Consider the following 25,442-nt stretch of genomic DNA (forward strand, 5'->3'; position numbering starts at 1 on the left):
CCGTACCCCTTTTGTTTATTGATACTGTAGCGTAATCAGCACGTCTGTGTCTACCGTGATCTGAAATTGTACTGTTTGCCCATTAACGGCCGTCGGCGCGGGCGCGGCGGCAAGAAATTGTCGGCCCGGCGGCAGGGTCACGCTGATGGTCAACGGATAAGCCCGGCTGCCGGCCTGCTTAACCACGTTCAACTGATAGGTCTGCCGACCATCACCGCTCGCCTCAACAACTGTGGGCAGCGTGTATTGAAACTGGCTGTTCACTGTCTGGCCGGTGGGCAGCAGAAAATAGGTGGCAAATGTTGTCAGGTTGGGCATTTCCGGGATGGTTTGGGCCGCTCCCTGCCACGTTTGCCCAAAACGGTGGGCTTCGCCGGGGATAATGTGTTCGGTGGCGCTGATCAGTTGGCTCCCGGCCGGAACATACAGCCGCAAGTAATTCCACAAGCAGGCGTCAGCCAGCGTCAGGTAATCTGGCAGTTGGGCGTAGATGTCTATGTTGTAATGGACGCAGGCCTGGCCGTTGTTGGGGTGCGTGTGTGTGTATTGCAGCCTCAGGTCGGCCGCCGCTGCCCCCTCCGGCTGAAGTCTTACCCGGTAATCGGCGCTCATTTCGACATACAGGTTGGCTTTGCTGTAGCCCACGTTGGTGTCCACCACTGCCAGAAAATCGGTGCGCGGCGCGGCGGTCAGACGGCCGTTCCACCCCAGTTCATCCAGCACCGCCTCCTCCTGCGGATAGCGCGAATACACTTGCAAATGCCCGGTCTGTAGGGCTGTGTCCATGTTCTTGCCCAACAGCGCCAGGTCCAATGAGCCAAAGTCAGTTTCGATTTTGCTCTTGATGGCCGCGGCAAAAGGACCCAAAAAATCTTTGCGATTGCCCACCCATTCGACGGCCGTTTGTCCTTCGTCCGCGCCCCACGCCTGCCGCAGGGCTTCCGTGAGGTTGTTCTGATCGAGGACGATGTCGTCTTCCGGGATGGCGACCGGGCCGATGGCCTCGATGAGCAGGTGCAAGAAGCGCTGGTCCACGGCCACCGCCCCGTCAAGGGGGGGCAAATCCCGGCCGTAACTATACAAATCCATCATCTTCTCGGCTGAAGTAGGGAAATCGGGCCAAAAATTAGCGTCGCGGAAGAGGAAGAGGTCCAGCCCCATGAATTTTTCCAGCGGTTCGGGCGGGATGTCGTAAGGCTTGTCCCGGTAGTTGTCCACGGCAAAAGCGCTGTCAAAGTCGAAATCCTGGATACGGCCGTCGCTCACCGCGATCACCCCGGCGCCGGAAATGTACCCACCGGTTGGCCGCATTTCATCTTCGTTTTGGGCCACCACCAGGTAAGTGCGTGGTCCATTGATGCCCATCATCTCTGGGGCGATGAGGGCGAATTGTAGGCCGTCTTGGGCCAGCGGCAGATAGACGTCGGCCTGGGCAAACAGGGTTTGCAGTTGGCCGGGCAACACGGCCGTATCGCCAACAGCCGCGCGGGCGGCGACCACCCTGGTAAAGGCGTCGTTGGCGGCGCGTAAATCCGGTTCGGCGGCCGCCACCACCTGGACCAACGCGGCCAGGGTGTTGGTTTGCGGGCCGCCGCCTTGCTGGATGATGGTCAGCGCCGGTTTCAGGCCGCGCACGCTGTAAGCGGCCGTGTCCAGCCCGGCTGTCGCCATCTCCAGCAACTGCGGGGCAATGACCAGTGTAGAACCCACTCTGGGAACCCAACCCAGATAAGGTGTCAGGGGCATGAAGACGGCCGTTTCCTTTTTCAAGGTCAACACGTCTCGGCGAACATCCAGCACCAGTTGTTCGGCGGCGTCCGGGTCCAGGCCGGTCAGCCCGGCGGCCGCCAGGCTTTCCAACTGCGGGCGCTGCGCCAGCAGCGATTGGGTGGCCCGATTGATGCGCCAGGCCTTTAAGCCCAACCAGCCCACCACCAACAGCCCAACGAGCAGGATGGTGATCCCGATGAATTTGCGTTTGCTGCGCCCGGTGGGGACGCCTGTGTCGGCGGTTGTCATGAATCTATTTCCTCGGCGCAAGTCAGATTGAAGGGGATGGTAAAATGGGTGTTCAAACTGGCGCGGCAGGACGGCCGTTCCTCGATATTCAGCGCCGCAAAATTGGCCGCGTCTGGCTGTTCCAGACCGGCCAATCCCGGATGCAGCCGCGCCAGCCGCGCCCGATACCAATCAAAAGCCCATAAATTTTCGTCCACCAGAATCACGTCCGGGCGCTGCCCCTCGACGTGCTGGAAGTACCACAGCGCAAAAATCGTCGGGTCGCCCGGTGTAGACACGACGGCGCCTGGCGGGATGGCGGCCAGCAAGGCTTCGGCGCGCCCCCTGATCGGCTGCTTATCGGCGCGTAGATTTTGCTCATTAAAGTTTACCAAAAGCAGGATCAGGGGCAAGCAAAGCGCCAGGATGCCCAGTTTATGATAAGTCGGAGCCAGCAGCAGACTCAGCAGCAGCCAGGCGGGCAGCGCCAGGATGATGGCGTCGTCGGGCAGATAGGCCAGGGCGAACAAGAGGTAGAGAACGGCCGTGCCTCCCAGCCACAGCGCTTGCTGTCGCTCCGGCCGGGGCAGCAGCCACACCCCGGCGGCAATGAGGGGGATGCCCGCCCAGGTGAATTGGCTGAGCCAAATAGGCAGCCAGGCAGCCAGCCGCACCGGCAAATCGGCCAGGGGTAGGGCGAAGGCGTAGCCGCGATACAACTGCCCGCTTACCAGCCACCACCAGCCGCGCAGCGTGGTTGGCTCGCCCCAGACGACGGGGCTGGCGGGGTGGGCCAGCCAGGGCAGCAGGACCAGGGGCAGCAGCCCAACCAGCCCGCCCAACAGCAGGCGGGGCCAACCGGCGCGCGGCGTCTGGGCCAGGGCCAGCGGCAGCATGAACCAGCCGGTGGGGTGGGCGGTGAGGCTAAGTCCGAGAAGAAAGCCGGTCAGCAAGGACGGCCGTTTCGTCAACAGCGCCCACAAAAACAGAGCCAGCAGCAGCAGCGCCAACCCATACACTTCGGTGATGGTCGCCTGGCTCCAGACGAGACTGGAGAAGGCAAAGGTCAGGCCAACGGCCGCAGCGGTTATCGCCGACAGCGGGCGGGCGGCGGTGGGCAGCGGCCAGCGGGCGGCCGCCAGGGTTAACACGCCGGCCGCCAGGGCGACGGTGATGGCCGAAAAAAGGTTGAAGCGGTAAGCGACCGGGTCGAAGGGCAGGTAGACGACAATCTGGCCGAGCAGCCGATACAGGGGGTAACCGGGAGGATGGGGCAGACCGCGCGTGTAGACGGCCGTCATCAATTCACCGCCGTCTACGCCATGGTTGGCCCAGGTCAGGTCAGGGGCCAGCGTTAGCCCGTAGACAACCAGGGCCGCCAGCGTGGTGAAAATGGCTGGCAGCCAGACGGCCGCGCCCCAATTCGGCGCGTCAGCTAACCCAGATCGATCTGTAGCAGGCCGCACAAGTAACCAAACCCCAGGGCCAGAGCGCGCAAGCCCAACATGAAGGGGGCGATAAACATCACCGCTTTATCGCGCCGCCATGCCTTGCCCAGGAAGGGCAGGGTGGAGGCCAGGAAGATGACTGTCAGCAGGAAGGTGAGCAGCCAGACAAACGGCAAAAGCAGGGAAACGGCCGTGCTGGCGACTATCACACCCATCAGGGCAATCTGCAATTTTTGGGAGTGGGGCGTGTAGGTGTCTTCGATGAGCCGTTCGGGGAACTGGCGCACCACACGGGCGTTCCAGTAGCCGTTGAAAAATTTTTTACGGCCGTAGGCCGGCAGCGTATGGGCATGGGTGTGGGCAACGACGGCGCGGGGCTGGAACACCATTTTGTAGCCCCGCGAAGCCAGCCGGTAAGACAGCTCCCGGTCTTCGACTGAGGCTGTGGTGAACTGCTCGTCGAAGCCATTGTTGTCCAGCAGCGCCTGGCGGCGGCAGGCGGCCGAATAAGAATCCATGAAGCTGATGGCGTCGTAATTCAGCAGCCTGTCGTATTTGTCTTCGTATTCCAACTGGACGAAGCGGGCGGTCAGCTCTTTTTGCTGGGTGATATAGCGGCCTTTGACGGCCGTTGTCCCTTCATCCGCCAGCAGCGGCGCAACCAGCGCCGCCAGCCAATCAGGCTGGGGCACGCAGTCGGCGTCGGTGAAGCAGATGATGTCGCCCTGGGCAGCGCGCAGGCCGTTGTTGCGGGCAGCGGCCGGCCCTCTTGGCGGCTGCTGGATCACCGTCGCCCCGGCGGCGGTGGCCCGCTGTGCCGTCTCGTCGTCGGAGCCATCATCTACGACGATGACTTCATAGGGCTGCGGCACGCCGCGCTGCTGCAAAACGGCCGTCACACACTCCGCGATGATCGCCTGGGCATTGTGGGCAGGGATGATGATGGAAATCATAGTCTGGAAATCAATGGTCAATGGTCAATGTCGCTGTCGCTGCGCGACAACTTCGCCCCTGTCAATCGCCAAACCTCAATCGCCAATCTGTGCGCCAGGCGGCGATGGCCCCTAATAGAAGCTGCGGCGTAATGATGAGCAAATGAAAGACCACCGCGTAACTGATAGCAACCGCTTCATTCGTGTAGCCAAATTGGCGCAGCATAAAAACAACGGCAAATTCAAAGACGCCAATTTTGGCCGGCGTGGGCACGGGTAGGGCGGCAGCGACGGTGACGCCCAGGTTAAGCAAGACGGCTTCGGTGAGGCCAAAGGGCAGGTGGAACGCCGGAAACAAGGCGTAGGGCATCAGCACCGACAAGACGACGATGAGAATGGAACGGGCCAGCAGTCCTAACAAGGTTTTGGCGCTGCGCATGGCGGCCAGACCGGTGAGGCCGGAGGTGATAAATTGCCGCAGGCGGCGCTGCATAGTGGGGGGGAACGGCCGTAACACCCCCTCCGCCACCCGTATCACCCATTCGCTCTGGTAAGCGATCAGATACAAAACGGCAAAGGCCAACAGCGCGGCCACGCCCAGCACCAGGCCCTGTTGGGTAATAAAATCCGGCACAATAACAAAGGGGAGAATGGCAACCACCGTCAGCAGCAGCATGATCAGGTCCAGCGTTTTTTCCAGCACCAGAGTTCCCAGACCGGCCATTTTGCTGATGCCACTCTGTTGGTGCAGGGCGTAAACGCGGGCCAGATCGCCGAGGCGCATGAAGGAGACGGCCGTATTCACAAACTGCCCCAATATCAATGCCCAAAACGCCGCGCCAAACGTGGGGCGCGGCGACGGTGGCGCAAATTGAAGCTGCCAGCGCCACGCCTTAGCCAGCAGCGTCAGCAAAAAGACGAGCAACGCCAGACCGATAAACACCGGTTCCGCCTGCGCCAACGCCCGGCCAATTTCCGCCAGGGTAATTTGCCGCAGCACATACCAGACGCCCCACACCAGCAGCGCCAGACCAACGGCGGCATTGAGCCAGGAGAGCAGCTTTTTAGCCGGATTGGGTTGTGGTGGGCCGGAAACGCGCTCCTGTTCTTTAGCGATCAAAATACCCCCTTGCGTGTAAAGTTCAGCGCCGGTTCTACAACGAGACAGGTCATGTGTCAAGAATTTGGCGGCGCGGTGTGTTCGGGCCGGGCAATGTGGGCGCTGGGGTCGCCAAACAGGGTAAAGGTGTCGCTGATTTCTTGCAGGCTGGTGTTGGTCGCGCCGGGCAGGGTGCGTTTGGCCGTCTGAAAAGCGTCGCCGATGCGGCTGACGGCCGGATCGTTCAACTGAGTCAGCAGCGCCGCAGCGAACGGCTCCTGGCTCGAAGAAAGCGTCAGGCTGGTGGCGGCGATGGACAACACCGGGCCGGTGGCGTGGTTAAACATCACCTCAGTGAGGGAGGGCTGCTCCGGGTGGGTGAACAGGCCGGTGAGGCAGGTAAGCTGCACGACGATGGGCGGCGCACTGTTTTGCAGCCTGTTCACGGCGTCCAACGTGAAGACGTTGTCTTTGCCCCACTGCGCCAGACTGCCGTGGCCGACGTAAGTCGCCAGCCAGGCGCCATCGTTCCAATGGGTGACAACTTCGTCGGCGGTGGGGCCGGTCAGTAGAGTGACGCTCGTTTCGTCCAGGCCGCTGTTTTGCACCAGACGTTGGGCCAGATCGGTGAACTGGCCTTCGGTGCCATCGGCGGCGAAGAGGATTTGGTTAACGGCCGTGCCGTCTTCATAAGCTAACGTGCGCGCCACCAGGGAAGCGACGGCCGCGGCCGAATCCACCGGCCAGCGCCCAACAGCCAGGTCTGGCTGTGTGTCGCCATCTACGTCGGCCAGCCGGGCGTCGCTGACCGTTTCGCCGCTGTAAGACACTGGGACCATTGGCGCGGGCACGATGTTGACCGGTGCCAGGCCCAGGTAGTTGCGATAATCAGCCGTGGCGCTGCCGACCAGGAAAAGATATTGGGGTTGTGGCGGCTGCCAATTTTCATAGGCATAGGCGACAAAAGCATGGATGCTGTCGGGCGAGGCCGCGCCGGCGCCAAACTCATCGTAAATTTCGGCTGTGGGAATGACGGCCACGCGCAGCCCTTCGGCCTGGCGGGCTTGGACCAGGGGTTGCAGCGCGGGGATCAGGGCGTCGGTGGTGATGATGAGCAAATCGGCGCCGTTGTCTGGACTGCGCCAGGTTGTGGCGCGGATGGGTTGGATGGTGGCTGATTGATAGCCGGTCGGGCCAACGGCCGTCACCCTTTGCCCCTCTTGCACGGCCAGCGTGGGGTCGTTGGCTGGCAGGCCGGTGAGCCGCTGTGGTTGTTCTGGCTGGCTTGTGTCATACAAGTCGGGCGCGCCGCTGAAGCCGGAGAGTTGGACAATGCCTCTTTGCCCCGTGATGGTCAGTTCGTCATGGATGGCCGTGGGCGGCGCGGCGTAGGTGATTTCGATCCAGTTCAGGTCCATGATGTCCAAAAACGCCGCGCCTTCTACCGCGTTGTCGAGTATCAGGTTGTTGGCGCCGGTTTTGAGCAGGCCAGGCGGCACAATCACGCTGCCGGTGTGGTAAATCTGCCCATCGAAGCGGATGGTCCCAATGGTCTGGCCGTTGAGGATGATGTCGAAATCGTGGTCGTTTTCGACTTCGACGTTGTAGGTTTCCCCTTTCATCTGGATACGAATCTGGCCGGAGCCATCGGCTGTGGCGGGCAGGTTAAAATCGAAGGGAAGCGTTTTGCCCTGGCGCAGCGGCTGCCAAAACCAGAGGTCGGCGGATGGATCTGCGTCGTCCAGGAACTGCCGCGCTTCGGATTTGTAGACCAGGTTTTCTTCCAGGTGTAGGGTGCGGCTGATGGCGGTGAGGCTGGCCGGCGTGGTGGGCGGCAGCACGGCCGTTTCGCCCATCATCTGGCCCGCTTGCCCACTGGACAGGAGGTAGGCGCGTTGGGCGGTGTAGCGGCTGGTGGGAGCCTGGCCGTAGAAGATGAGGGCGTCGTTTTGAATGGTGAAGGGCACGGCCGTTTCGCCCTGGCTGAGGTGGAGGTTGGCGGCGTTGAAGGCGGGCATTTCCAGCCCGGCGGCGGCTAGTTCCGCCTGGCTGACGCGGACGAAGCCATCCTGCTCGACGAGCAGTTTGACGCGGTCTGTGGCGAGGTTGTTGGGGATAACGGTTGGCTGCCTGGCCGGACGGCAGCTAACAGCCGTCAGCCACAACAGCCCGGCCAACAAAAGAAGCAGCCGGCCCGGCCGGGCTGGCTGGTGTAAACGTATGTGGTCAAGAAGTGACATCGAGCGGCTTACCCCGATTTGCGGGTGTACAAAATAATGGACCCGATAATGCCGGTGATGAAGATGAGCAGAGCGACAATAAAGCCGAGCCAGAGGAATAAGGTTCCTGGGCCTTCGTTTGTCTGGTCGGCTGCCGCGCCGGAATTAGCGCCGGTATATCCCTGCGAACTGCCGATGACGGCCACGCCGCTGGTTGTCGGGCTGGGCGCAGGCGATGGCTGCGCGTCAACCGGGTAACCGGTGTTGATTTGTGAGTTCGGGTCCGCAGCGCTGTCATTGGCGCTGTTGTCAACCGGGGCGTCCTGAACCGGCGCTGCTGTTTCTGCTGGCTGGGCCAGGGCAGAGGAGGGGGCAAATGCCCCTGGGCCGCCGGTGGCGCCGGGGCGCGTCGGTTCGGCGGTTGGCTGTTGGCTGCCCGGCTGGCTGATGGGCTGGGCAGCTGAATCGGCCTCAGAGGGTGTTGCGGTAGAGAGAGTGGTGGGTGGGGCGGCGGCCGGGGTGACAGTGGCGAAGATAATGCGGGTGGCGGTGGGTTGGGTAACGGCCGTTGGCGGCGCGGCACTGCCTGTTGTTGTCGCTGTCGCCGTTGGGGTGGGGGTCACGGTAGCGACGCCCGAGGCGGTGGTGCTGGTGGGGTTGATGGCCTGGGTGGTTGCTGTGGGCGTAGGGCTGTTGGTCGCCGTTGGGGTCGCGGTTGCCCCCACAGTGATGCTGACTTCACCCAGAGTCAGTTCATTGCTGCTGTTTTCCACTTCTATCAGGCGGTAGGTGTAGGTTTGGCCGAGAACGGCCGTTATATCTATTTCCTGGTAAATATACCCCTGCGCCGGACCGCCCTCTGCGCCAACAAAACCAATTTCCTCTAAATAGGTGAAATTGCCGCTGCCTGTACGCCGATGGATTACAAATCCGGCCGTGTTCAGCTCGGTGGCTGTTTCCCAGGTTAACAGGACGCCGCTGCTGTGGGTGACGGCCGTGAAACTGACCAACCCGACGCTGGTTGGTTTGTTCGGCGTCGGGGTTTGCGACATCACCCCGCCCACCGGCCAGATGAGCGCCAGCGCCATAAAAATAATAAACGGAAGAATAAAAGGGTATTTCTGTTGCATCTTATTTTCTGATGACGACCGGTAAATAAACCAGGCGAGGCGGTGTTGGCAAAACCTGCACCGACGCGCTGGCCTGTTGATTCTGCGGGTTCAGAATCCAGTCGTTGTTGGTAATGATGGCTGTGTTGGTTAACACGCCTACAGCGTTATCCATAGTATCGGTTGTCAACGTTACGGTGACGCTTTCACCGCTGGTCAATGGGTTGTCGAGCGTGAATGTTAAATCCTGGCCGTTGACCGTCAGGCTCACCGGGACCGATGCGCTAAACGCCCGGTATTGCAGGCCCGATGGTAAGGTGTCGGTCAGGGTAATGTGGCCGGCATGAATCCCTTCGTTGTAAACAGCGAGGTGGAAAACCGCTTCGTCGCCAGGATACAGAGGCGTATTGCTCTGTGGCGAGCTTTTTTCCAGCCGCATATTGAGATAATACACCATAACGGAGGCATTGGCTTCATCCAGATCGCCGGCTGCGCCTTCGGCAACGGCCGTATTGGTTAATAGCCCTACGGCGCTGCCGGTTACCTGGGTGGTGATGGTGACCGTGATGCTTTCGCCCCCGGATAGCGGGTTGAACGGGACAAAGGTCAGGTTGCTGCCTTGTAGTGTCAGGCTAACCGGCGCAGTGGCGCTGTAGCTCCGATATGCCAGACCCAGCGGCAGCGAGTCGGTCAGGGTGATGGTGTTGGTGTAAATGCTGTTGTTGCCCACCACCAGTTGGAAAATCGCTTCGTCGCCAGGGTAGAGCGCTGTGCCGCTTTGCGGCGAACTTTTGCTCAGCCGCACCTCCGAATCACGAATGAGGATCGAAGCGCTGGCTTCATTGTCGGTCGGGTTCAGGTCCCAACCGGCGCTTTGTACAGCGGCGCTGTTGGTGACAAGCCCATCTACGCCGTTGGTGACAACGGCCGTCACCGTAACAGCCGCGCTTTCATGCCACGCCAGAGGCGTATCCAGCCTGAAGTTCAGCTCATTGCCGGTGATCGTCAGGCTGACGGGGACCGAGGCGCTGTAGGTTTGGTATATCAGCCCTTCCGGCAAAGAATCGGTCAGGTTGATGCTGCTGGCGTACAGGCCATTGTTTTGCACCGTCAGATGGAATGTCACCGCGTCGCCGGGGTATACCGGCAGGGCGCTTTGCGGCGAGCTTTTTTCCAGATTGAGATCGGGGCGATACAACTGCATCGCCGGGTCGCCCTGGAGGGTGAAGCTGTACAACTCCGACGGATGTTGTCCGTTGGTATAGTAGACCATTTTGGCGTGGTTAATGGCCTGCCCCAGACTGGGTAAGCCTAGTTCAAATGCGCCGGCATACAGGTTGTTGAGCAGAACGGTGTGTTCGGAGGTGAAACCTAGACCGGTGGAGGACCAATGAGCGGCCGCGCCCACGCCGCCCATCGCCATGAAGGTGCGGCTGAGGGCCGGTTCGCCGGGGAAACCAAAATGCCCATCCAGACAGTCGGCGCTGATGATGATGAGCGGCCGGGTGACATTGGCCCAAAAGCCAGAGATGGGCGTTGTCGTGGTGATGTAAACCAGACCGGCATAGCCGCCGGAAAGAGGATTGACGTTGAAAATGGGCGGCGAAGCCCAGAACTGCACGCCGCCATGGCCGCGGTAATTCAGAATGTTGACGCCTTCGCTATCAATATGCGACTTCATCTCATCGCGCACGCGGTTGGTATCGGCCTCGGTGGCTACGTCCAGACAGACGTGGCTTTGCAGCAAGCTGGGGGGAAGGTTGGCGCCGAGGTTGGTATTTTCCAGGCAAAAATTGCCACCGGTGTCGGCATTGTCGGCGACAAAGAGCAAATGACGTTGGGGGTCGGCCGGCGTGAGCAGGTTTTGGTCGTAGCGAATGATTTTGGAGACGATGGCGTTGGCTTCGGTGGTGGTGTTGGCTACCAGACGGCCGATGGCTATATCGGGGGCCAGGTCGTCGCCAATTAAGGTGACGAAGGTGTGGTCTGAAGGAACGGCTCCCTGAAAGCGGTCGGTAAACACAATGTCGGTTAAGACAAAATTGGGCTGGTTGGGGTCCCACTGGGCGCGGCAGCCGGCCGTTGAGACCGGGCAGGGCAGGTTGCGCGGGTTAATGGTGCCGCCGCCAACAAGGACGACGTAGCTGGGGGCAGTGGGCCAGGTCGCCAGAGCGTAGCCCAGGTAATGACGTATGCTTTCCGGCAGCGGCAGGCCATAGCCAAACTGGTTGATGAGGTCGTTGATGTCTACGACGTGGGCTGCCAGGCCGCCAAATTGGGGATCGGCGCGGTGGGCGGCCAGGCGCTGCGCTTCGGTGATGAAGAGGTTGTGGCTGATGGCGATCCAGTCAGCGCCGCCGGCCGGTTGCAGACTGTGGGGGATGTATTGGCTGATTTGTTTGACGCTTCGGACGTTGGCGGAGGTGGTGGCCAGGTAACGGCCGTCAGCTGCATCCAGACCGGTGAAGGTGTAGGTATAAGGACCGCTGCCAGAAATATCGCTGCTGCTCAGGTTAATTTGCTCTGGTCGTAAAGGATCTGAAATGTCCCAGACCAAAATCTGCGACAGTTGGTTTTGGCTGAAATTGTTCACCTCAAACTGCTGAACGCCAGGGTTGTTTTGCTTGTCGAACAACAGTTGGTTGTTATCGGCTGTCAGCCGCCGGTCATAAGATACGCTAATGCGATTCAGGAAGACAATGGGATCGCCGGGGCTGGCGGAGCGGTCTGTGGCAAAGATGACGCTGGCGGTATTTACCCCGGCTAACAAGGTGGTGATGGGTTGAGTCCCGGTCACGTTGATGCTGCGCAGGCGCTGCCAGGTCACTTGCCCCTGCACCGGGTAATTGTTGATCGTCGCCCGAACATCGTACAAGAAGTTGGTCGGGGAGGTATTGGCTTCGCGGGGCAGCAGCTCCACCTCGTAATAGGCGCTGGCGCCGGTCAGTGCCGGGTGGGGCAGGGTGATGGGGTAGGTGCGGGTGAGGATGTTTACATTTTGGGTCACCCGTTCCCAGTACCAGGCGTCTGGCTCGTTGGGATATTGGTTCCACTGGTTTGTCCAGGTGCTGTGGTGGACATTTTCTGGTTCGCGGGTGATGGTGCTGCGGAAAGTGGTGACAACCGGCTGGCCCTGACCGGCCGTATTGGCCCGCTGGGTAATAGGGGTGGGCGTCCCGCCGCCCCACAGCCAGTAGATATTGTCGCCGACAAACTGCGTTTCCAGACGCGGCCCGGTGAAGGTGGCCCCATAAAAGCGGACGGCGTCGCCGGGCTGGAAGCCGTTGTTGGGGTCGCCGATGAATTGGTAAGCGACGGGTTGGCCGCGGTGCATCATCTGGATGGTATTGGGATCGATCTGGGCCAGATTCATGCCTGCGGCGGCCAACTCGGCGCCGGTGATGGCATAAAGGCCGTCGCTGTCCACGTGGATTTTGTAGGTGTCTGTGTCTAAAGGCAGGCCGGGGCCGGTCCAGTCTAGCGCGGTTTCTGGCAGGCTGCGCCAGGTCTTGCCCTGGTCGAAGTTGAGGATGTCCTGGCGCAGGGTTTGATAATAGGCGTCGTTGTCACCGGCTAACGGCCGTAACTGGTTCTCAGTCGCCCCATCAAAGGTGATAAACACGCGCAGTTCAGTTGTTTGCGCCATCTGGTTGTCGGCGGCGCGGTAGCGCAGCGGGAAAAGCTGCAACTGCGCCAGGCGCATGTCGCGGTAATAAACAGGCTCGGAGAGTTGGTAAACGGCCGTTGGGAACCAATCATCCGGGCTGTAGCCGGTTTCCGGGACCCATTCGCTTAGCGCGCCATCGGCAGGCGTGTCTGGCAGCAGCGAATTTTGCTCGTCGTTGGAAAATGCCAAAAATGGCTCGGCGGCGGTGGGCACAGGTGCGGACATCTGTTGGTTGATCGTCTGACCTGGTTCCACACGGATGGATACAGCGGCGCCCGGCGGCACAGCGATAAAGGTTGTGTAATAGGGCAGGATAGGCGCGTTGGGAATGCTAAGATTGTCCTCTAAACCGCCCACGCTGATTTGGCCGTCGGCGGTGGATTGAAAAACGGCCGTGTGCAAAACAAAGCTCACGCCCTTGTCTGTCTGGGTGAATTGGCTGATCAGAGGAAGGGAAACGGCCGTTGTCTGGTTCGCCGGGAGAGGCATCCAGGCTTGCGCCTGCCAAAAAACAAAAAGCAGCATGGCAGCAGGCATAGCAGCAGCCAGCGCTAAGCGAATCATTCGCCTGATTTTCATATCTTCATTTTCCTCGTAATTAGCTTACAACCAGGATCAGACAACGCGGCATGGAGCAAAGTAACGTTAACTGGCTGACTCCCAGAAAACCAGTTTCCGCTGCATCAAATCATCAATAAAGAGCGTCAGGTCTCTTTGGGCTTGTTGGGGTGAAACCCCAAAGTGGTCTACCAGTGCGTCGAGAATATCGGCCAGCGTGCAGCCGTTGACGATCCGCTGCCAGATAAACGCGCCCACCTGGTTCAGAACCCGGATTTTGCCTGTTTGCGGCGAGACAATGACCGCGTCGCCATCCAGGATACGCCAGGTTAAAGAAGTGTCAATTTGTAGACGGCCGTTATGGGTTTTTACATTCATATCCGCCCTTCCCGTAATCCAAACACCAGCAACGCCAGACCGACCACCATTGTCAGCGCGGTCAGCACCACTGCCCACCAGGTTACTCGCGGCACAGTATAAGAAAACATGTCGTCTTCATACCGATTCACCGCCGCATTGGTTTGCACTTCTTCCAAAACGTAATAATAGGTTTTACCCGGTTCCACGTTTCGGTCTACAAAAGAGTAAGCCGCGCCAGACACCGCGCTGCCCCGGCTGTCAATCAGAACATCGTTCACCCGTTCAAAATCGCCATCGGCCGTCTGGCTGCGATAAAGATAGAAACCGGCCGTATCCAATTCAGTGGCCGTATCCCACTCGATTTTAACCGTTACAGGACTGGCAAGTTGGTAAAACAGCAAGGCCCCGGCCAGAAAAAGCCAGAATATGCCCATCATCACCATGAGCGAAGCTGATTTACTCTTTGGTTCGGCGATGGTATGGTCCATTTTATCTTCTTGTTAGGCCGGCCAGCCAGTTTGGTAATTTGCTGGTACGGCCGTCTTTATGCAAGCGCCGTTTTTTGGTCTGGTTGTTGTATTCATAGGCGCTGTAATAATAATAGTAACCATAACCGCGTCGGTCAGGGTTTAGTTTGTTCAGGATGGCACCAAACACATTCGCGCCTGTCCTTTGCAGCCGTTCTGTGGCGTTGATGAAGGAATTGCGTTTTGTTTTGCCGGTGTCTATTACCAGCAGACAACCGCTGACCAGAGCGCCCAAGATCGAAGCATCGGTGACAGTCAGCACTGGCGGCGTATCAAAGATGACGATGTCGGCTTCTTGTTGCAGTTGTTGGATCAACTGGACCATGCGTTGGGAACTGAGCAGTTCGGCCGGATTGGGGGGGATAGGGCCGCTGGACATGATGCGTAAATAAGGGATATGTGTGTCCTGCACATGCTGCAAAACTGACGACTCGCTGTCGAGCACGGCCGTTGTCAGCCCATGATTATTGGCAACTTCAAAAATTTTGTGCTGCACCGGCCGGCGCAGGTCCGCGTCCACCAGGATGGTGCGTTTGCCGGTTTGGGCCATCACCGTCGCCAGGTTGGCCGCCGAGGTAGATTTGCCTTCGCCCGGCGATGAACTGGTTACCAGAATGCTGTGCAGCCCTTCGTCTACCGCCGCAAAGCTGAGATTGGTGCGCACCACCCGATACGCCTCCGAAATGGGGTCACGCGGCGCCAATTGGGTGATGAGTGTTTGTGGTAAACTGTCGGCCTTAATGTTGGCGATGGCTCCCACTGTTGTCAGCCCGGTATCTTCCAAAATCTGCTCCGGCGATTTAATCGAGTCATCCAGATACTCAATCAAAAAGATGAGGCCAACCGCTATCATACCGCCAACCACCATCGCCAATAATGTATTTGTCACGGTACGGGGACGAATCGGCGCGATGGGCGTGGTCGCCGGTTCGATGGGTACTACGTTGCTGCTCTCTTTGGCCTGGTTGATTTGCAAACCGTTTAAATTGTTAAAGGCTTCGGTATAGCGAATTTGCGCCTCGTTAAGCTGCGTTTCCAGCCGCGAACGCACCGCCAGGTCACTGGCGTCTTCGGCGCCGCTCAGGTTATTGATGTCCGTTTCCAACGTTTGAATGGTGTCGCCAATCTCTCTTAAGCGACTCTCCCAATTGGCAATGGGTTCGGCATAGCGCAGCCGGTCGCGGGCCTGGTTTTCGGCGATAAAGACCTGCCCCAGAGTGTTGGCAATTGCAGCAGTGCGTTCCCGGTCTGTATCTTCCACGCTAATGGCGATAATCTGGGTATCTTGCGGCGCAGAAACGGTGATCTTGCCGCGCAGCTGCCCGGCGGTAAAGGGCAGACCAAGCTGCTCAATGGTTTTTTCCAGGATAGGCGTCGTTGTCAGAATTTCTACATAGGTTTGCGCCAGACGTTGTTCAAACAGGACTTTTGAATAGTCGTTGCCGGCATTGCTGCCCGGCGGTTGGTCAATCAGCAGCCGAGACGAGGCGCGGTAGACTGGGGTTGTGTTTCGGTTGACGATAAAGGCAGCCGCACCGGCCACCACCACACCCAGTATAATCAGCCATGCCCAGCGCCAGACCAACAAAAAATAATCTTTGATAACCATGATTTACGACAGCTCCTATCGGAATTAAGTGAGTGAGTTGGATGAATTCAGGTTGTTCTAACAAGTGTAAAGAGGTTGTAGAGGCTGAGCAATGCGAAAAAGGTCCATATACCCGTTTCCCACAGCGGCTGGCTTGTCCCGGCCAGGCCGATACCAACAAGGGCCATGCCGAGCCAGAAGGGTTTCAGGAATGAGGGTGCATCGAGCTGGGTGCGCAACGGCCGTTGGCTGTCGCCGGCCAACCAATAATGGTAACTAAAAGCGGCCAACAGCAGAGCCAATCCGACTATCCAGAAGCTGTTGATGAAGACAGAAAACCAGTTGATCACAAGCGTTGAGTATAGCATATGCTAAAATGGGCACAAAACCACCGCTGTTCGCCGCGGCAATCTTTTATGCGCTGCCCATTTTAGCCGCTGCGTTGGCGCCAACGGTAGCGTAGAAGGTTTTGTTTACAATTTGTATTACACGATTCCATAAGGAATGTTTGAGGACCAATGGCAAAAAAACAATCGCAATTTATTTGTCGCGCTTGCGGGCGGGTGACGCCTGTGTTTATGGGCCGATGCCCTAAGTGCGGCGAGTTTGGCACAATGGAAGAAGAGGTGTTGCTGGCCGAGAACACGGCCGTTTCCCCCAAAAACCGCCGCGCCTACACCTACACCCAGGACCAGCCGCAGCGCCTGGCCGAGGTGACAGCCGACGGCGTGGACCGCCTGTCCATCGCCATCACCGAATTTGCGCGGGTGCTGGGCGGCGGGCTGGTCCCTGGCTCGTTGGTCTTATTGGGCGGCGAGCCAGGCATTGGCAAATCCACCTTGCTCCTGGATGTCGCGGCCCTGGTTGCCAACCAACACGGCGCCGCCCTCTACGTCTCCGGCGAAGAGAGCGCCCGCCAGATTAAAATGCGCGCCGACCGCATGGCAATCCAGGCCCACGACTTGTTCCTGGTCACAGAAACCAACCTGTCGGTGATGTTGGGGCATGTGGAGCGGCTGAAGCCGACGCTGCTGATTGTGGACAGCATCCAGACGACCTATGATGACGCCCTGACCTCTACGGCCGGCAGCGTAAGCCAGGTGCGCGAATGCGCCAGCCGTTTTCAGGAATTGGCAAAACTGAACGGCGTGACCGTTTTTCTGGTGGGGCATGTCACCAAAGAGGGGGCCATCGCCGGGCCGCGCGTGTTGGAACATATCGTGGATACTGTTTTATATTTGGAGGGGGACCCGTTTCATCGCTACCGCCTGCTGCGCAGCGTGAAGAATCGTTTTGGCGCGACCAGCGAAGTGGGGGTGTTTGAAATGGCTGAGCGCGGTATGGTGGAAGTGCCGAATCCATCAGAGGCGTTTCTGGCGGAGCGGCAGGTGAATGCGCCTGGTTCGGCGATTGCCGTGACAATTGAGGGCACACGGCCGTTACTGGTTGAAGTTCAGGCCTTAGCCAGCGCCACCACCTTTTCCAACCCACGCCGCACGGCCAATGGGGTTGATTATAACCGGCTGCTGCTGTTGACGGCCGTTCTTACCCGCCGCGTCAACGTGCCGCTGTATGACAAAGACGTGTTTGTCAACGTTATCGGCGGGCTGCAAATTGATGAGCCGGCCGCCGATTTAGCCATCGCCATCGCCCTGACCAGCAGCGTCAAAGACCGTCCTATCCACGCCGATATGGCTTTTGTGGGTGAAGTGGGTCTAAGCGGTGAACTGCGCGCCGTTAGCCAGCTCGAAGTGCGGCTGCGCGAGGCGGCCAAACTCGGCTTTAAGCGCTGCGTCGTGCCTCGCCCCACCCGTAAAAGCGGCCTGACTACGCCGCCCGGCCTGGAGGTCATTGGCTGCCGCACGCTGGCCGAAGCCATTCAGGCGGCGCTGCTGCCAGCTTAGTACAACTTGGCATAGGTCTTTAGCATATTTTCCCTCTCCCCAACCCTCTCCCACCGGGAGAGGGTTGGGAAGGGAATTTATCCGATGAAGATTTAGGCTCTATCCCCGGCGGCTGAACAGCAGCAGGACCACGCCGGACAAAGCCATGAAAAGGATGATACCCACAGCGATGAATACCAGGGTGCTGATGCCGGGCAAAGACGCCGATGGTCCGGTGGATGGTCCGGCAAAGGCGTTGGTGGGTATGGCGGCGGGGGTGGCGGAAACGGCCGTTGCCGTCATCGTTGGCGGCGCAGGCGTGTCGGTGGGTGGCAAGGTGGCGGTGGGCGGCGGGCTGGCCGTTGGCGTGGCCGTTGCCAGTTCTGCCGGTAGATTGGTGGAGCCGCCCACCTCTTCAGGCTGCGGTTGGCGCCCCACGACAATTTCCTGACCCAACTGCAAGACGCTGGTTTCGGACAGTTCGCTGATTGTGTAAAAGGCTTCCATCGTTAGATTATAGGTGGTGGCGATGCCGATGGGCGTGTCGCCAGCTTGCACAATGTGGACGATACGGCCGTCTGGTTTCACCCGCGCCTGGGGGAAGCCGGGCAGCAGCGTGGAGCCATCTGGCAGCACCGAATAGCCGATGATCAATGTCTGGCCGATGGTCAGCAGGGCGTCTTCGCCAAGATTGTTGAAGGCGTACAGGTCGCCCAACGGCACGTTGAACAGATTGGCGATGTACAAGAAGCTGTCGCCAGGCGCTACGGTGTAGAGGATACGGCCGTCGGGCATGGCCGTGGGCGAGGCGATGGGCGTGCTGCTGGCGGTGGGTGGTGGTGGAATGGTTGGTTCCAGGGTAGGTCCTGGCGTAGACAGGGCACTGGGTTGGGTCTGGTCCGGCGGCTGGCTGCCGCCGGAAGATGCGCCAACGGCCGTTGGTTGAACAACCGGCAGCGGCGGTGCGGCCAGATTGCCCGCTTTATAACCGGCGCTCAATTCGGCCGTAAGCTGCAAAAAGGTGTTGCCATACTCCAGGCTCGGCTCAATCTGGCTGCCCTCCTTCCATTCGTTAAACGAGGTAATGATCAGCATATCCGGCGAACTGGCCGCCGCGCCGCCAAACGTGGCGCGGTAAAAGTCGCCGTTGGCCCGGCTGCGCGAGAACGCGGCTGTACCGCGCCCCAACAGGGTATCATCCCAGCCAGGCATGGCCGTGGCGACCCAATATTTGTACCCGCCATAGGTCGCGGCGGCGGCGCGGGTATTGGCCGCCCAACTGGCCGCCGTGCCCGCCGGGTTGGCCGACCAGGCGATGTTGTACAGATGCAGGCCATCAAACGCCCCCAGGTAACTGGTGTCGCCGCCTTCAGCGATCCAAATGCTGTTGCGGTCCGGGTCTACCGCGCTGCGAATTGTCACCCAATCGTTGGCCGAGAGCAGCCAATTGGCCCAAAAGAAGACCACCGGCTTACCGTCTACGCGCAGGTAGGCGGGATGGGTGGCATGGGTGGCAAAGAGGGCGCGTAGGGCGGCGATGCGGTCGTCGTTGTTGGCGAAGAAGGGGCTGCCAGCTTCAAAGTGGACGGCCGCTTTAAACCCGCTGCCGCCAGCGACGTTGAGCAGGGTACGGAAGTTGGTTTCTGTCTGGTTGTTGCTGGTTTCTGGTCCGTACCAGCTTTGCACAAAGCCATCAATGCCCGCTGACTGCGCCTCGGAGACCTGGCGCTGGATGGTGGCGGCATCGGTGGAGTAGTAAGGATTGACAGGTTGGAAGGGGGTTCGGCCCACACCAAAGGAATCGGGGCTGAACCAGGCATAATAGAAGGCCAGCACCAGACGAGTTTGCCCCTGAGCCTGGGCCACCGGCGGGCGCTGCGTCTGGCTCAACAGCAGGGTACATATTATAAGAAAGAGAAGGGTCAATTGTTTGTTCATAGGCAATGGATGGGACACGGCCGCTATTCGGCTCCCGGCCCTACATAACGGTATTCCAGTGATGGGGTGGTCAGTGTGTTAAGCAGTTCCAGGGTGCGTTCAGCTTCTGTTTTGTTCAGTTGGCGGGAGAAGCCAAACAGCAAATCTTGCCAGTTGGGTGTTCGTTCATGATATTCCACCAGGCGCGGCTCGCCGCTGATGCCGCCCAGTTCGGCCGCTTTGTCAATGGCTTCTTGGAGATCACCCAACTGGTCTACCAGGCCGTTTTCCAGCGCTTGCCGGCCAGAATAGACACGGCCGTCGGCCAGCTGCCGCACTTCTTCTTCGTTCAGTTGACGGCCGTCGGCGATGATCCGCACAAACTCTTCATACGATTCGGTGGTAATCGCCTGGAGAATGGCGCGTTGTTCGATGGTCAATTCGGCATAAGAGCTGCCCATCGCCTTGTTCTGTCCACTGGTGATGTATTCCACTTTGACGCCAACTGTGTCCAGCAGTTCCGTCGCGTCATACAGGGTCAGGATAACACCCAGGCTGCCGGTGAGGGTATCCGGGCGGGCGATAATGTAGTCGGCGGGGGCGCTGACGTAGTAGCCGCCGGAAGCGGCCACGCTGGCCATACTGGCAACGATGGGCTTTTCGATGGCTTGCAGCGCTTCCCAAATTTGCGCCGAGCCGGTGACAGAACCGCCAGGGCTGTTAACGCGCAGGATGATGGCTTTCACGGTCGGGTCTGCGGCGGCGGCCTCCAAGTCGGCGATGACGCGGCTGCTAACGGCGTCACTGGTCGAGGTAGACCGGTCGTCGCTGAGGATGGTCCCTTCGATGCGCACGACGGCGACCGCGTCGGTGGTGTTGAGGCCGCTCAAGCGCGACGCGCTGCCCGCGCCCAATATGCTGCTGCCAAGCACGGCCGTACCCAACAAAACAACAAAGCTGCACATAGGCAGCATAAAGCCCACCACCACGCCGATCAACACCCAAAAAGGGGTGCGGCTGCTCGTGTCCTGGGGCGTTCGGGCGGCTCGTCGTGGTGTGGCGGTGAATACGGCAGGTGCTTCCTCTGGCATATCGTTCAAATCTGTCATCGTTGTCTCCTCATCTTAGGGTTCATATGTTTTTAACCTGGTGAGATTGGACCAATCTGGAAACTCCAAAGTTAATTGCATACGAACCCTTAAGACACTCATTATATCGTTGAACCCCGAAGGGCAAAGAAAACTTGTCCAATTCTTAAACTGTGCTATCATCCCGCACTCGTTGCACAGCAGCAAAAAATTGAATGTTCGCTGCTTTCCGCTCTTGACTTGATCAAGGGCATCACTCGCCCGAGTAATTCCACGGAAAGGAGGTTTATAGCAACATGCGCGAGTACGAGATCACCCTTATTTTACAACCAAAGTTAGAGGAGGCGCCCCGCAAGGAATTGTTGGAGCGTGTTTTGGGTTGGATCACCAACGGTCAGGAAGACGCCGAGCCACCGGTTGTGAACCATTGGGGCAAACGCTTCATGGCTTACGACATCAGGGATTTTCAAGAAGGCTACTACGTCTTTTATGAAGCCAAGATGGATCCCGCCCAGATTACGGAACTGGAACGCAACTTCCAGTTTGCCGAAGACATTTTGCGCTATCTGGTCATTCGCAAAGAAGCGTAATGGATCGGTTAGGCCGGGCAGGTTTCTGAAAACCTGTCTGGCCTGGCACAGACGCAGGGTATGAACAAAGGTTTAAACAAAGTTCTGTTAATCGGTCAGGTGGATGGGGAGGTGGAAATTCGCCGACTGCCCAACGGCCGTCCGGTTGCCGCGTTCACCCTGGCTGTGCCCCGTAATTGGACCTCGACCGAGGGGGAACACTTTGAAGAAACGGAATGGTTTAACATTGTGGCCTGGGGGGGCCTGGCAGAGATTTGTGAAAAACGAATCAGCAATGAGAGCCAGGTTTACCTCGAAGGGCGTCTGCAGACCCGCAGTTGGGATGATACGGCCGGCCGCAAGCATTTCCGCACCGAAGTTGTTGCCCAGGAGCTTATCACTTTATCAAATTGATGTGACATAAAAACATACGCAGTCTGTTATCGTGAGAGGCTGGCTGCGATTGGAGGTTTGCCATGACTTATCAAGGTCAGAGTCAAAATCAAGGCCAGGGACAAGGCCAGGGACAAAACCGCAAACGGTTTGTTCAGCGCAAACGTGTTTGCGAATTTTGCGTGCAAGGCGGCGATTTTATTGATTATAAAGACGCCGAAAATCTGCGTCGTTACGTGACCGAATTTGGCCGGATGCGGCCGCGCCGCCAGACCGGCACCTGCGCCAAACATCAGCGTGGGCTGGCTGTGGCCGTGAAACGCGCCCGCCATCTGGCGCTGCTGCCTTTTGCTGTCGAATAATCTGCACCCAACAACCAGGCCATGAGCAAAAAAAATACGACAATAAAGGCGAAAGAAGAAGAATTACGCCAATCGCGTAAAGAAGTTCTGATTGCCAGAAAGCAGGCGCAGCAAACGCGCCAATTACGCATCGCCCTCGGTTTTGTCGGCGGTCTGATTGCCATCGTGCTGCTTGTGGCGGTCATTAATGAATTTTTGATTGTGCCCAACCGCACGGTCGCCACCGTCAATAACGATACAATCAGCCTGAAAACGTTTCAAGAGCGCGTTGCCTATGAACGCGCGCGGCGGGTGGTATTGTTAGAAGATCAACTGGCGGCCTTTGGCGGTGATGTTGGCATTATCCAGCAGTTCGCCAACCAACTGCTGGTAGATTTGTACCCGACAAATGCCGAGGCTTTTGGCGAAACGGTGCTTAATCAAATGGTGGACGACTATTTGATTGAGCAGGCGGCGGCGGAGCGGGGCATCACCGTGTCTGAAGCGGAAGTGGATGCGGAAATCGGGCGGTCGTTTAACTTTTTTGATGGTGGGCTGCCCACGCCATTCCCCACAGCCACGCAAACGGCCGTGCCAACGCCCTCGGTGACGCCTATTCCAACGGCCGTCATCACCGAATTCCTGCCCACTGCCACCGCTTTCCCCACGCCGACGCTTGGTCCAACCAGCACGCCACCGCCAACCGCCACCCCGGTGACGGCCGAATCCTTCCAACAGCAGTTGGATGAATTGTTGCAGCAGTACCGCGCTCTGGGCATCGCCGACTCGGCGTACCGCGCCGGCGTGCGCAGCCAGTTGTACCGCGAACGTCTGGCGGACGCGCTGGCTGTGGAACAAGAACTGTCCAGAGAGGCCGACCACATCAACTTCTATGTATTGGTTTTTGACAACCAGGCCGAGGCCGACGAGGTCGCTGCCGGGTTGACGGCCGATAACTTCCTGGGGGTGTGGAACAGCATCAGCAGCCAACAGACCAACCCGGATACCACTTCCACCGCTTTTGCCTCGGAATTGTTCCGCCGCACAGAGGATGATCTGGCGCAGACGTTTAGCCCGGAATTTGCGACGGCTGTGTTCAACCAGAGCCTTAACACGCCCACGCCTGTCGTGCAGGTCATCGGGCAAGATGGCGCGGCCAGCTACTTCATCGCTGTGCCCAGCGGCCGCGAACGTCTGCCTCTGGCAGAGTCTACCTTTGACGCCAATGCGCAGGAACTGGTAACTGCTTTGTTAGCCGATTTACGCGAAAGCAATGTGACGCTGTCGGATTCCTGGCGCGGACGGGTTCCGCTGCAGCCAGCGCTGGACACTAAGTTCTTTACCCCTGCCACGCCAACTCCGGAACTGCCAACGGCCGTACCAAGCCCATAACAGCCGATAAACGGCCGTCTAACGTGATCCAAACGCCAGATAATCACCCGCTGATTATCTGGCGTTTGCGTTTGTTACTTGTCGCCGCTGCTGCGTGAGCATGTTATAATTTTTCACTGAACTGTAACTACCAAGCCTCTCTGAGATTTCAACACGGAGGCACGGAGAACACGGAGTTTTACAGGTTCAATCTCTGTGCCCTCCATGTCTCTGTGGTAAGCAGCTACACTGAACTTTAAATATCCATAAGGGCGAACGCATTCTGTTCGCCCTTTTTCATTGTGAAATTCCCACGACACAAGGAGAGAGCGCATGAATCTACATGAATATCAGGCCAAACGTTTGTTCGCCGAACAGGGCGTGCCCATCCCTCAGGGAGACGTCGCCTCTACCCCGGCCGAAGCGCGGCAGATTGCCCGTGAATTGGGCGGCAAAGTGGTCGTTAAGGCCCAGGTGCTAACCGGCGGGCGAGGCAAGGCGGGCGGCATCAAATTAGCCAACAGCGCCGACGAAGCCGAAGCCCACGCCAAGCAAATCCTGGGCATGGACATCAAGGGTTTCAAGGTGCGCCGCGTACTCATTGACCAACAATCCCCCGGTATTGTGCAAGAAATTTACCTGGCGGTTTTGATTGATCGCGGCCGTCGCCTGCCCATGATTATGGCTTCCGCCGCCGGCGGCATGGACATCGAAGAAGTCGCTGAAAAAACGCCGGAAAAAATCATTACCGCTCATGTAGACCCTGTTTTGGGCGTGCGTGGCTACCAGACTACCTATATCGCCTCGCAGATTGATTTGCCCCGCGACCTGTGGCGCGATTTTCACAAAATTGTGTTCAGTCTGTACGAATGCTTCAAAAACAACGATGCCTCCCTGACCGAAATCAACCCGCTGGTTATCACCGGCGAGGGTAAATTGATGGCTCTGGATGGCAAAATGACCATTGACGACAACGCTCTCAGCCGCCAATCTCGGCTGGCGGAAATGCGCGATGTGGCCGAAGAGCCGGAAGCGGAGCGTGAAGCGCGGCTGACTGGCATCAACTTCATCAAATTGGATGGCAACATTGGCTGTATGGTCAACGGCGCCGGTCTGGCGATGACGACGATGGACATTATCAAACTGTTTGGCGGCGAGCCGGCTAATTTTCTGGACATCGGCGGTGGGGCCAAAGCGGATCAGGTGGCAACCGGTTTGCGCCTGATTTTGTCTGATCCGAGTGTGGAAGCGGTGTTGATTAATATCTTTGGCGGCATCACCCGCGGCGATGAGGTCGCCAAAGGGATTTTGCAGGCGTTGAGTCAGGTGGAAACGGCCGTGCCCATGGTCGTGCGCCTGGCCGGAACCAATGCCAAAGAAGGCCGCGCCATTCTGGCTGATGCGGCGATGGAAACGGCCGAAACCCTTTCCGACGCCGCCCAAAAAGCGGTCGCTGCCGCCGCCAAAGCCACCCACAAAACCACACAGGAGTAAACCATGAGCATTCTTGTAGATAAAAACACACGTTTAGTCGTCCAGGGCATCACCGGGCGTGAGGGCAGCTTTCACACTGAACAGATGTTGGCTTTTGGAACCAATGTCGTCGCTGGGGTAACGCCCGGCAAGGGCGGGCAATGGTTTGAAGATCAGAGCCAGAAAGTGCCGATTTTTGATTCTGTCCAAGGGGCTGTTGAGGCTACCGGGGCCAATGTTTCCATTATTTTTGTCCCCGCCCGCTTTGCGGTAGACGCCATTTACGAAGCGACCGACGCCGGCATTCCCCTGGTTGTCTGCCTCACCGAGTATATACCTATTCTGGATATGATTGCGGTGCGCAGTTACCTGGACAGCAAGCATACGCGCCTAATCGGCCCCAACTGCCCCGGTCTGATCACCCCCGGACAGGCCAAAGTGGGCATTATTCCCGGCAGCATTGTTAAGCCGGGCCATGTTGGCGTGGTGTCCAAGAGTGGTACGTTGACGTATGAAGTGGTCTACGCCCTCACGGAGCGGGGTATCGGCCAATCTACCTGTGTAGGCATTGGCGGCGACCCTATCCAGGGCACGGACTTCATTGATGTGCTGCAAATGTTTGAAGAGGACCCGGAAACGGAGCAGGTGATTCTGATTGGCGAAATTGGCGGCAATGCGGAAGAAAAAGCGGCCGCCTACATCGCCCAACATATGAGCAAGCGCGTGACGGCCTTTATCGCCGGGCGTACAGCCCCGCCAGGACGGCGCATGGGCCATGCCGGGGCCATTGTCGAGGGCAAAAGCGGCACGGCCGAAAGCAAAATCCAGGCGTTAAACCAGGCTGGCGTCCAGGTGGCCGACAACCCGGATAATATAGTGGACCTGGTGGTGCAGTAGACAGT

20 protein-coding genes are annotated in these 25,442 nt (G+C 58.7%); 7 read left to right on the top strand and 13 right to left on the bottom strand.

The window, feature by feature from the left end:
* Nucleotides 1–15: 15 nt before the first annotated feature.
* From IPM39_08160 to IPM39_08210, 11 genes are all read right to left on the bottom strand, one after another.
* Nucleotides 16–2,019, bottom strand: coding sequence for a DUF4012 domain-containing protein (locus IPM39_08160; GenBank protein ID MBK8986040.1), 2,004 nt, complete (start codon nt 2,017–2,019; stop codon nt 16–18).
* A complete protein-coding gene (locus IPM39_08165; GenBank protein ID MBK8986041.1) occupies nt 2,016–3,464 on the bottom strand; it encodes a DUF2723 domain-containing protein in 1,449 nt (482 codons plus the stop codon). Before IPM39_08165 ends, IPM39_08160 begins: the two co-directional genes overlap by 4 nt.
* Nucleotides 3,434–4,399, bottom strand: a complete 966-nt coding sequence (locus IPM39_08170; GenBank protein MBK8986042.1) for a glycosyltransferase — start codon at nt 4,397–4,399, stop codon at nt 3,434–3,436. The genes IPM39_08165 and IPM39_08170 overlap by 31 nt, the downstream gene beginning before the upstream one ends.
* Nucleotides 4,400–4,460: 61 nt before the next feature.
* Nucleotides 4,461–5,498 carry a flippase-like domain-containing protein gene (locus tag IPM39_08175; GenBank protein MBK8986043.1) on the bottom strand — a complete coding sequence of 346 codons (1,038 nt, stop codon included), beginning with the start codon at nt 5,496–5,498 and terminating at the stop codon, nt 4,461–4,463.
* A 56-nt stretch (nt 5,499–5,554) separates the two neighbouring features.
* Nucleotides 5,555–7,717, bottom strand: coding sequence for a hypothetical protein (locus tag IPM39_08180; GenBank protein MBK8986044.1), 2,163 nt, complete (start codon nt 7,715–7,717; stop codon nt 5,555–5,557).
* An 8-nt stretch (nt 7,718–7,725) separates the two neighbouring features.
* Complete coding sequence (locus IPM39_08185; protein ID MBK8986045.1) at nt 7,726–8,826, bottom strand: hypothetical protein; 1,101 nt, start codon at nt 8,824–8,826, stop codon at nt 7,726–7,728.
* A 1-nt stretch (nt 8,827) separates the two neighbouring features.
* Entirely contained in the window at nt 8,828–13,051 is a 4,224-nt protein-coding gene (locus IPM39_08190; protein ID MBK8986046.1) for a DUF11 domain-containing protein, read from the bottom strand.
* 66 nt (nt 13,052–13,117) lie between these two features.
* A complete protein-coding gene (locus tag IPM39_08195; protein ID MBK8986047.1) occupies nt 13,118–13,408 on the bottom strand; it encodes a PqqD family protein in 291 nt (96 codons plus the stop codon).
* Entirely contained in the window at nt 13,405–13,878 is a 474-nt protein-coding gene (locus tag IPM39_08200; GenBank protein MBK8986048.1) for a hypothetical protein, read from the bottom strand. The genes IPM39_08195 and IPM39_08200 overlap by 4 nt, the downstream gene beginning before the upstream one ends.
* 1 nt (nt 13,879) lies before the next feature.
* Nucleotides 13,880–15,526, bottom strand: coding sequence for a polysaccharide biosynthesis tyrosine autokinase (locus tag IPM39_08205; protein MBK8986049.1), 1,647 nt, complete (start codon nt 15,524–15,526; stop codon nt 13,880–13,882).
* 47 nt (nt 15,527–15,573) lie between these two features.
* Nucleotides 15,574–15,855: a hypothetical protein gene (locus IPM39_08210; GenBank protein MBK8986050.1), complete on the bottom strand. Its 282-nt coding sequence runs from the start codon at nt 15,853–15,855 to the stop codon at nt 15,574–15,576.
* Between the two features lie 168 nt (nt 15,856–16,023).
* On the opposite strand from IPM39_08210, the gene radA reads away from it, so the two are divergent.
* Complete coding sequence (radA, locus tag IPM39_08215) at nt 16,024–17,409, top strand: DNA repair protein RadA (GenBank protein MBK8986051.1); 1,386 nt, start codon at nt 16,024–16,026, stop codon at nt 17,407–17,409.
* Nucleotides 17,410–17,508: 99 nt separating this feature from the next.
* Here the strand turns inward: radA and IPM39_08220 are convergent, their stop codons facing one another.
* Together IPM39_08220 and sppA are read right to left on the bottom strand one after the other, a co-directional pair.
* A complete protein-coding gene (locus IPM39_08220; GenBank protein ID MBK8986052.1) occupies nt 17,509–19,326 on the bottom strand; it encodes a LysM peptidoglycan-binding domain-containing protein in 1,818 nt (605 codons plus the stop codon).
* 23 nt (nt 19,327–19,349) lie between these two features.
* Nucleotides 19,350–20,414 carry a signal peptide peptidase SppA gene (sppA, locus tag IPM39_08225; GenBank protein ID MBK8986053.1) on the bottom strand — a complete coding sequence of 355 codons (1,065 nt, stop codon included), beginning with the start codon at nt 20,412–20,414 and terminating at the stop codon, nt 19,350–19,352.
* Between the two features lie 275 nt (nt 20,415–20,689).
* Between sppA and rpsF the strand changes: the two genes are divergently transcribed.
* The 6 genes from rpsF (at nt 20,690) to sucD (ending at nt 25,437) form a co-directional block, all read left to right on the top strand.
* Nucleotides 20,690–20,983 (top strand): 30S ribosomal protein S6, encoded by a 294-nt coding sequence (gene rpsF, locus IPM39_08230; protein ID MBK8986054.1) that lies wholly within the window; start codon nt 20,690–20,692, stop codon nt 20,981–20,983.
* Between the two features lie 60 nt (nt 20,984–21,043).
* Nucleotides 21,044–21,376 carry a single-stranded DNA-binding protein gene (ssb, locus tag IPM39_08235; protein MBK8986055.1) on the top strand — a complete coding sequence of 111 codons (333 nt, stop codon included), beginning with the start codon at nt 21,044–21,046 and terminating at the stop codon, nt 21,374–21,376.
* Between the two features lie 62 nt (nt 21,377–21,438).
* Nucleotides 21,439–21,717, top strand: a complete 279-nt coding sequence (locus tag IPM39_08240) for a 30S ribosomal protein S18 (GenBank protein ID MBK8986056.1) — start codon at nt 21,439–21,441, stop codon at nt 21,715–21,717.
* Nucleotides 21,718–21,738: 21 nt separating this feature from the next.
* Nucleotides 21,739–23,088: a SurA N-terminal domain-containing protein gene (locus IPM39_08245; GenBank protein MBK8986057.1), complete on the top strand. Its 1,350-nt coding sequence runs from the start codon at nt 21,739–21,741 to the stop codon at nt 23,086–23,088.
* Nucleotides 23,089–23,400: 312 nt separating this feature from the next.
* The gene (sucC, locus tag IPM39_08250) at nt 23,401–24,561 is read left to right on the top strand and encodes an ADP-forming succinate--CoA ligase subunit beta (protein ID MBK8986058.1); all 1,161 of its coding nucleotides are present in this window, start codon (nt 23,401–23,403) and stop codon (nt 24,559–24,561) included.
* Nucleotides 24,562–24,564: 3 nt separating this feature from the next.
* On the top strand, nt 24,565–25,437 hold the full coding sequence (sucD, locus tag IPM39_08255) for a succinate--CoA ligase subunit alpha (GenBank protein MBK8986059.1): 873 nt from the start codon (nt 24,565–24,567) through the stop codon (nt 25,435–25,437).
* The last annotated feature ends 5 nt before the right edge of the window (nt 25,438–25,442 follow it).

The sequence above is a fragment of the Candidatus Leptovillus gracilis genome, from assembly GCA_016716065.1.
Classification (GTDB): Bacteria; Chloroflexota; Anaerolineae; order Promineifilales; family Promineifilaceae; genus Leptovillus; species Leptovillus gracilis.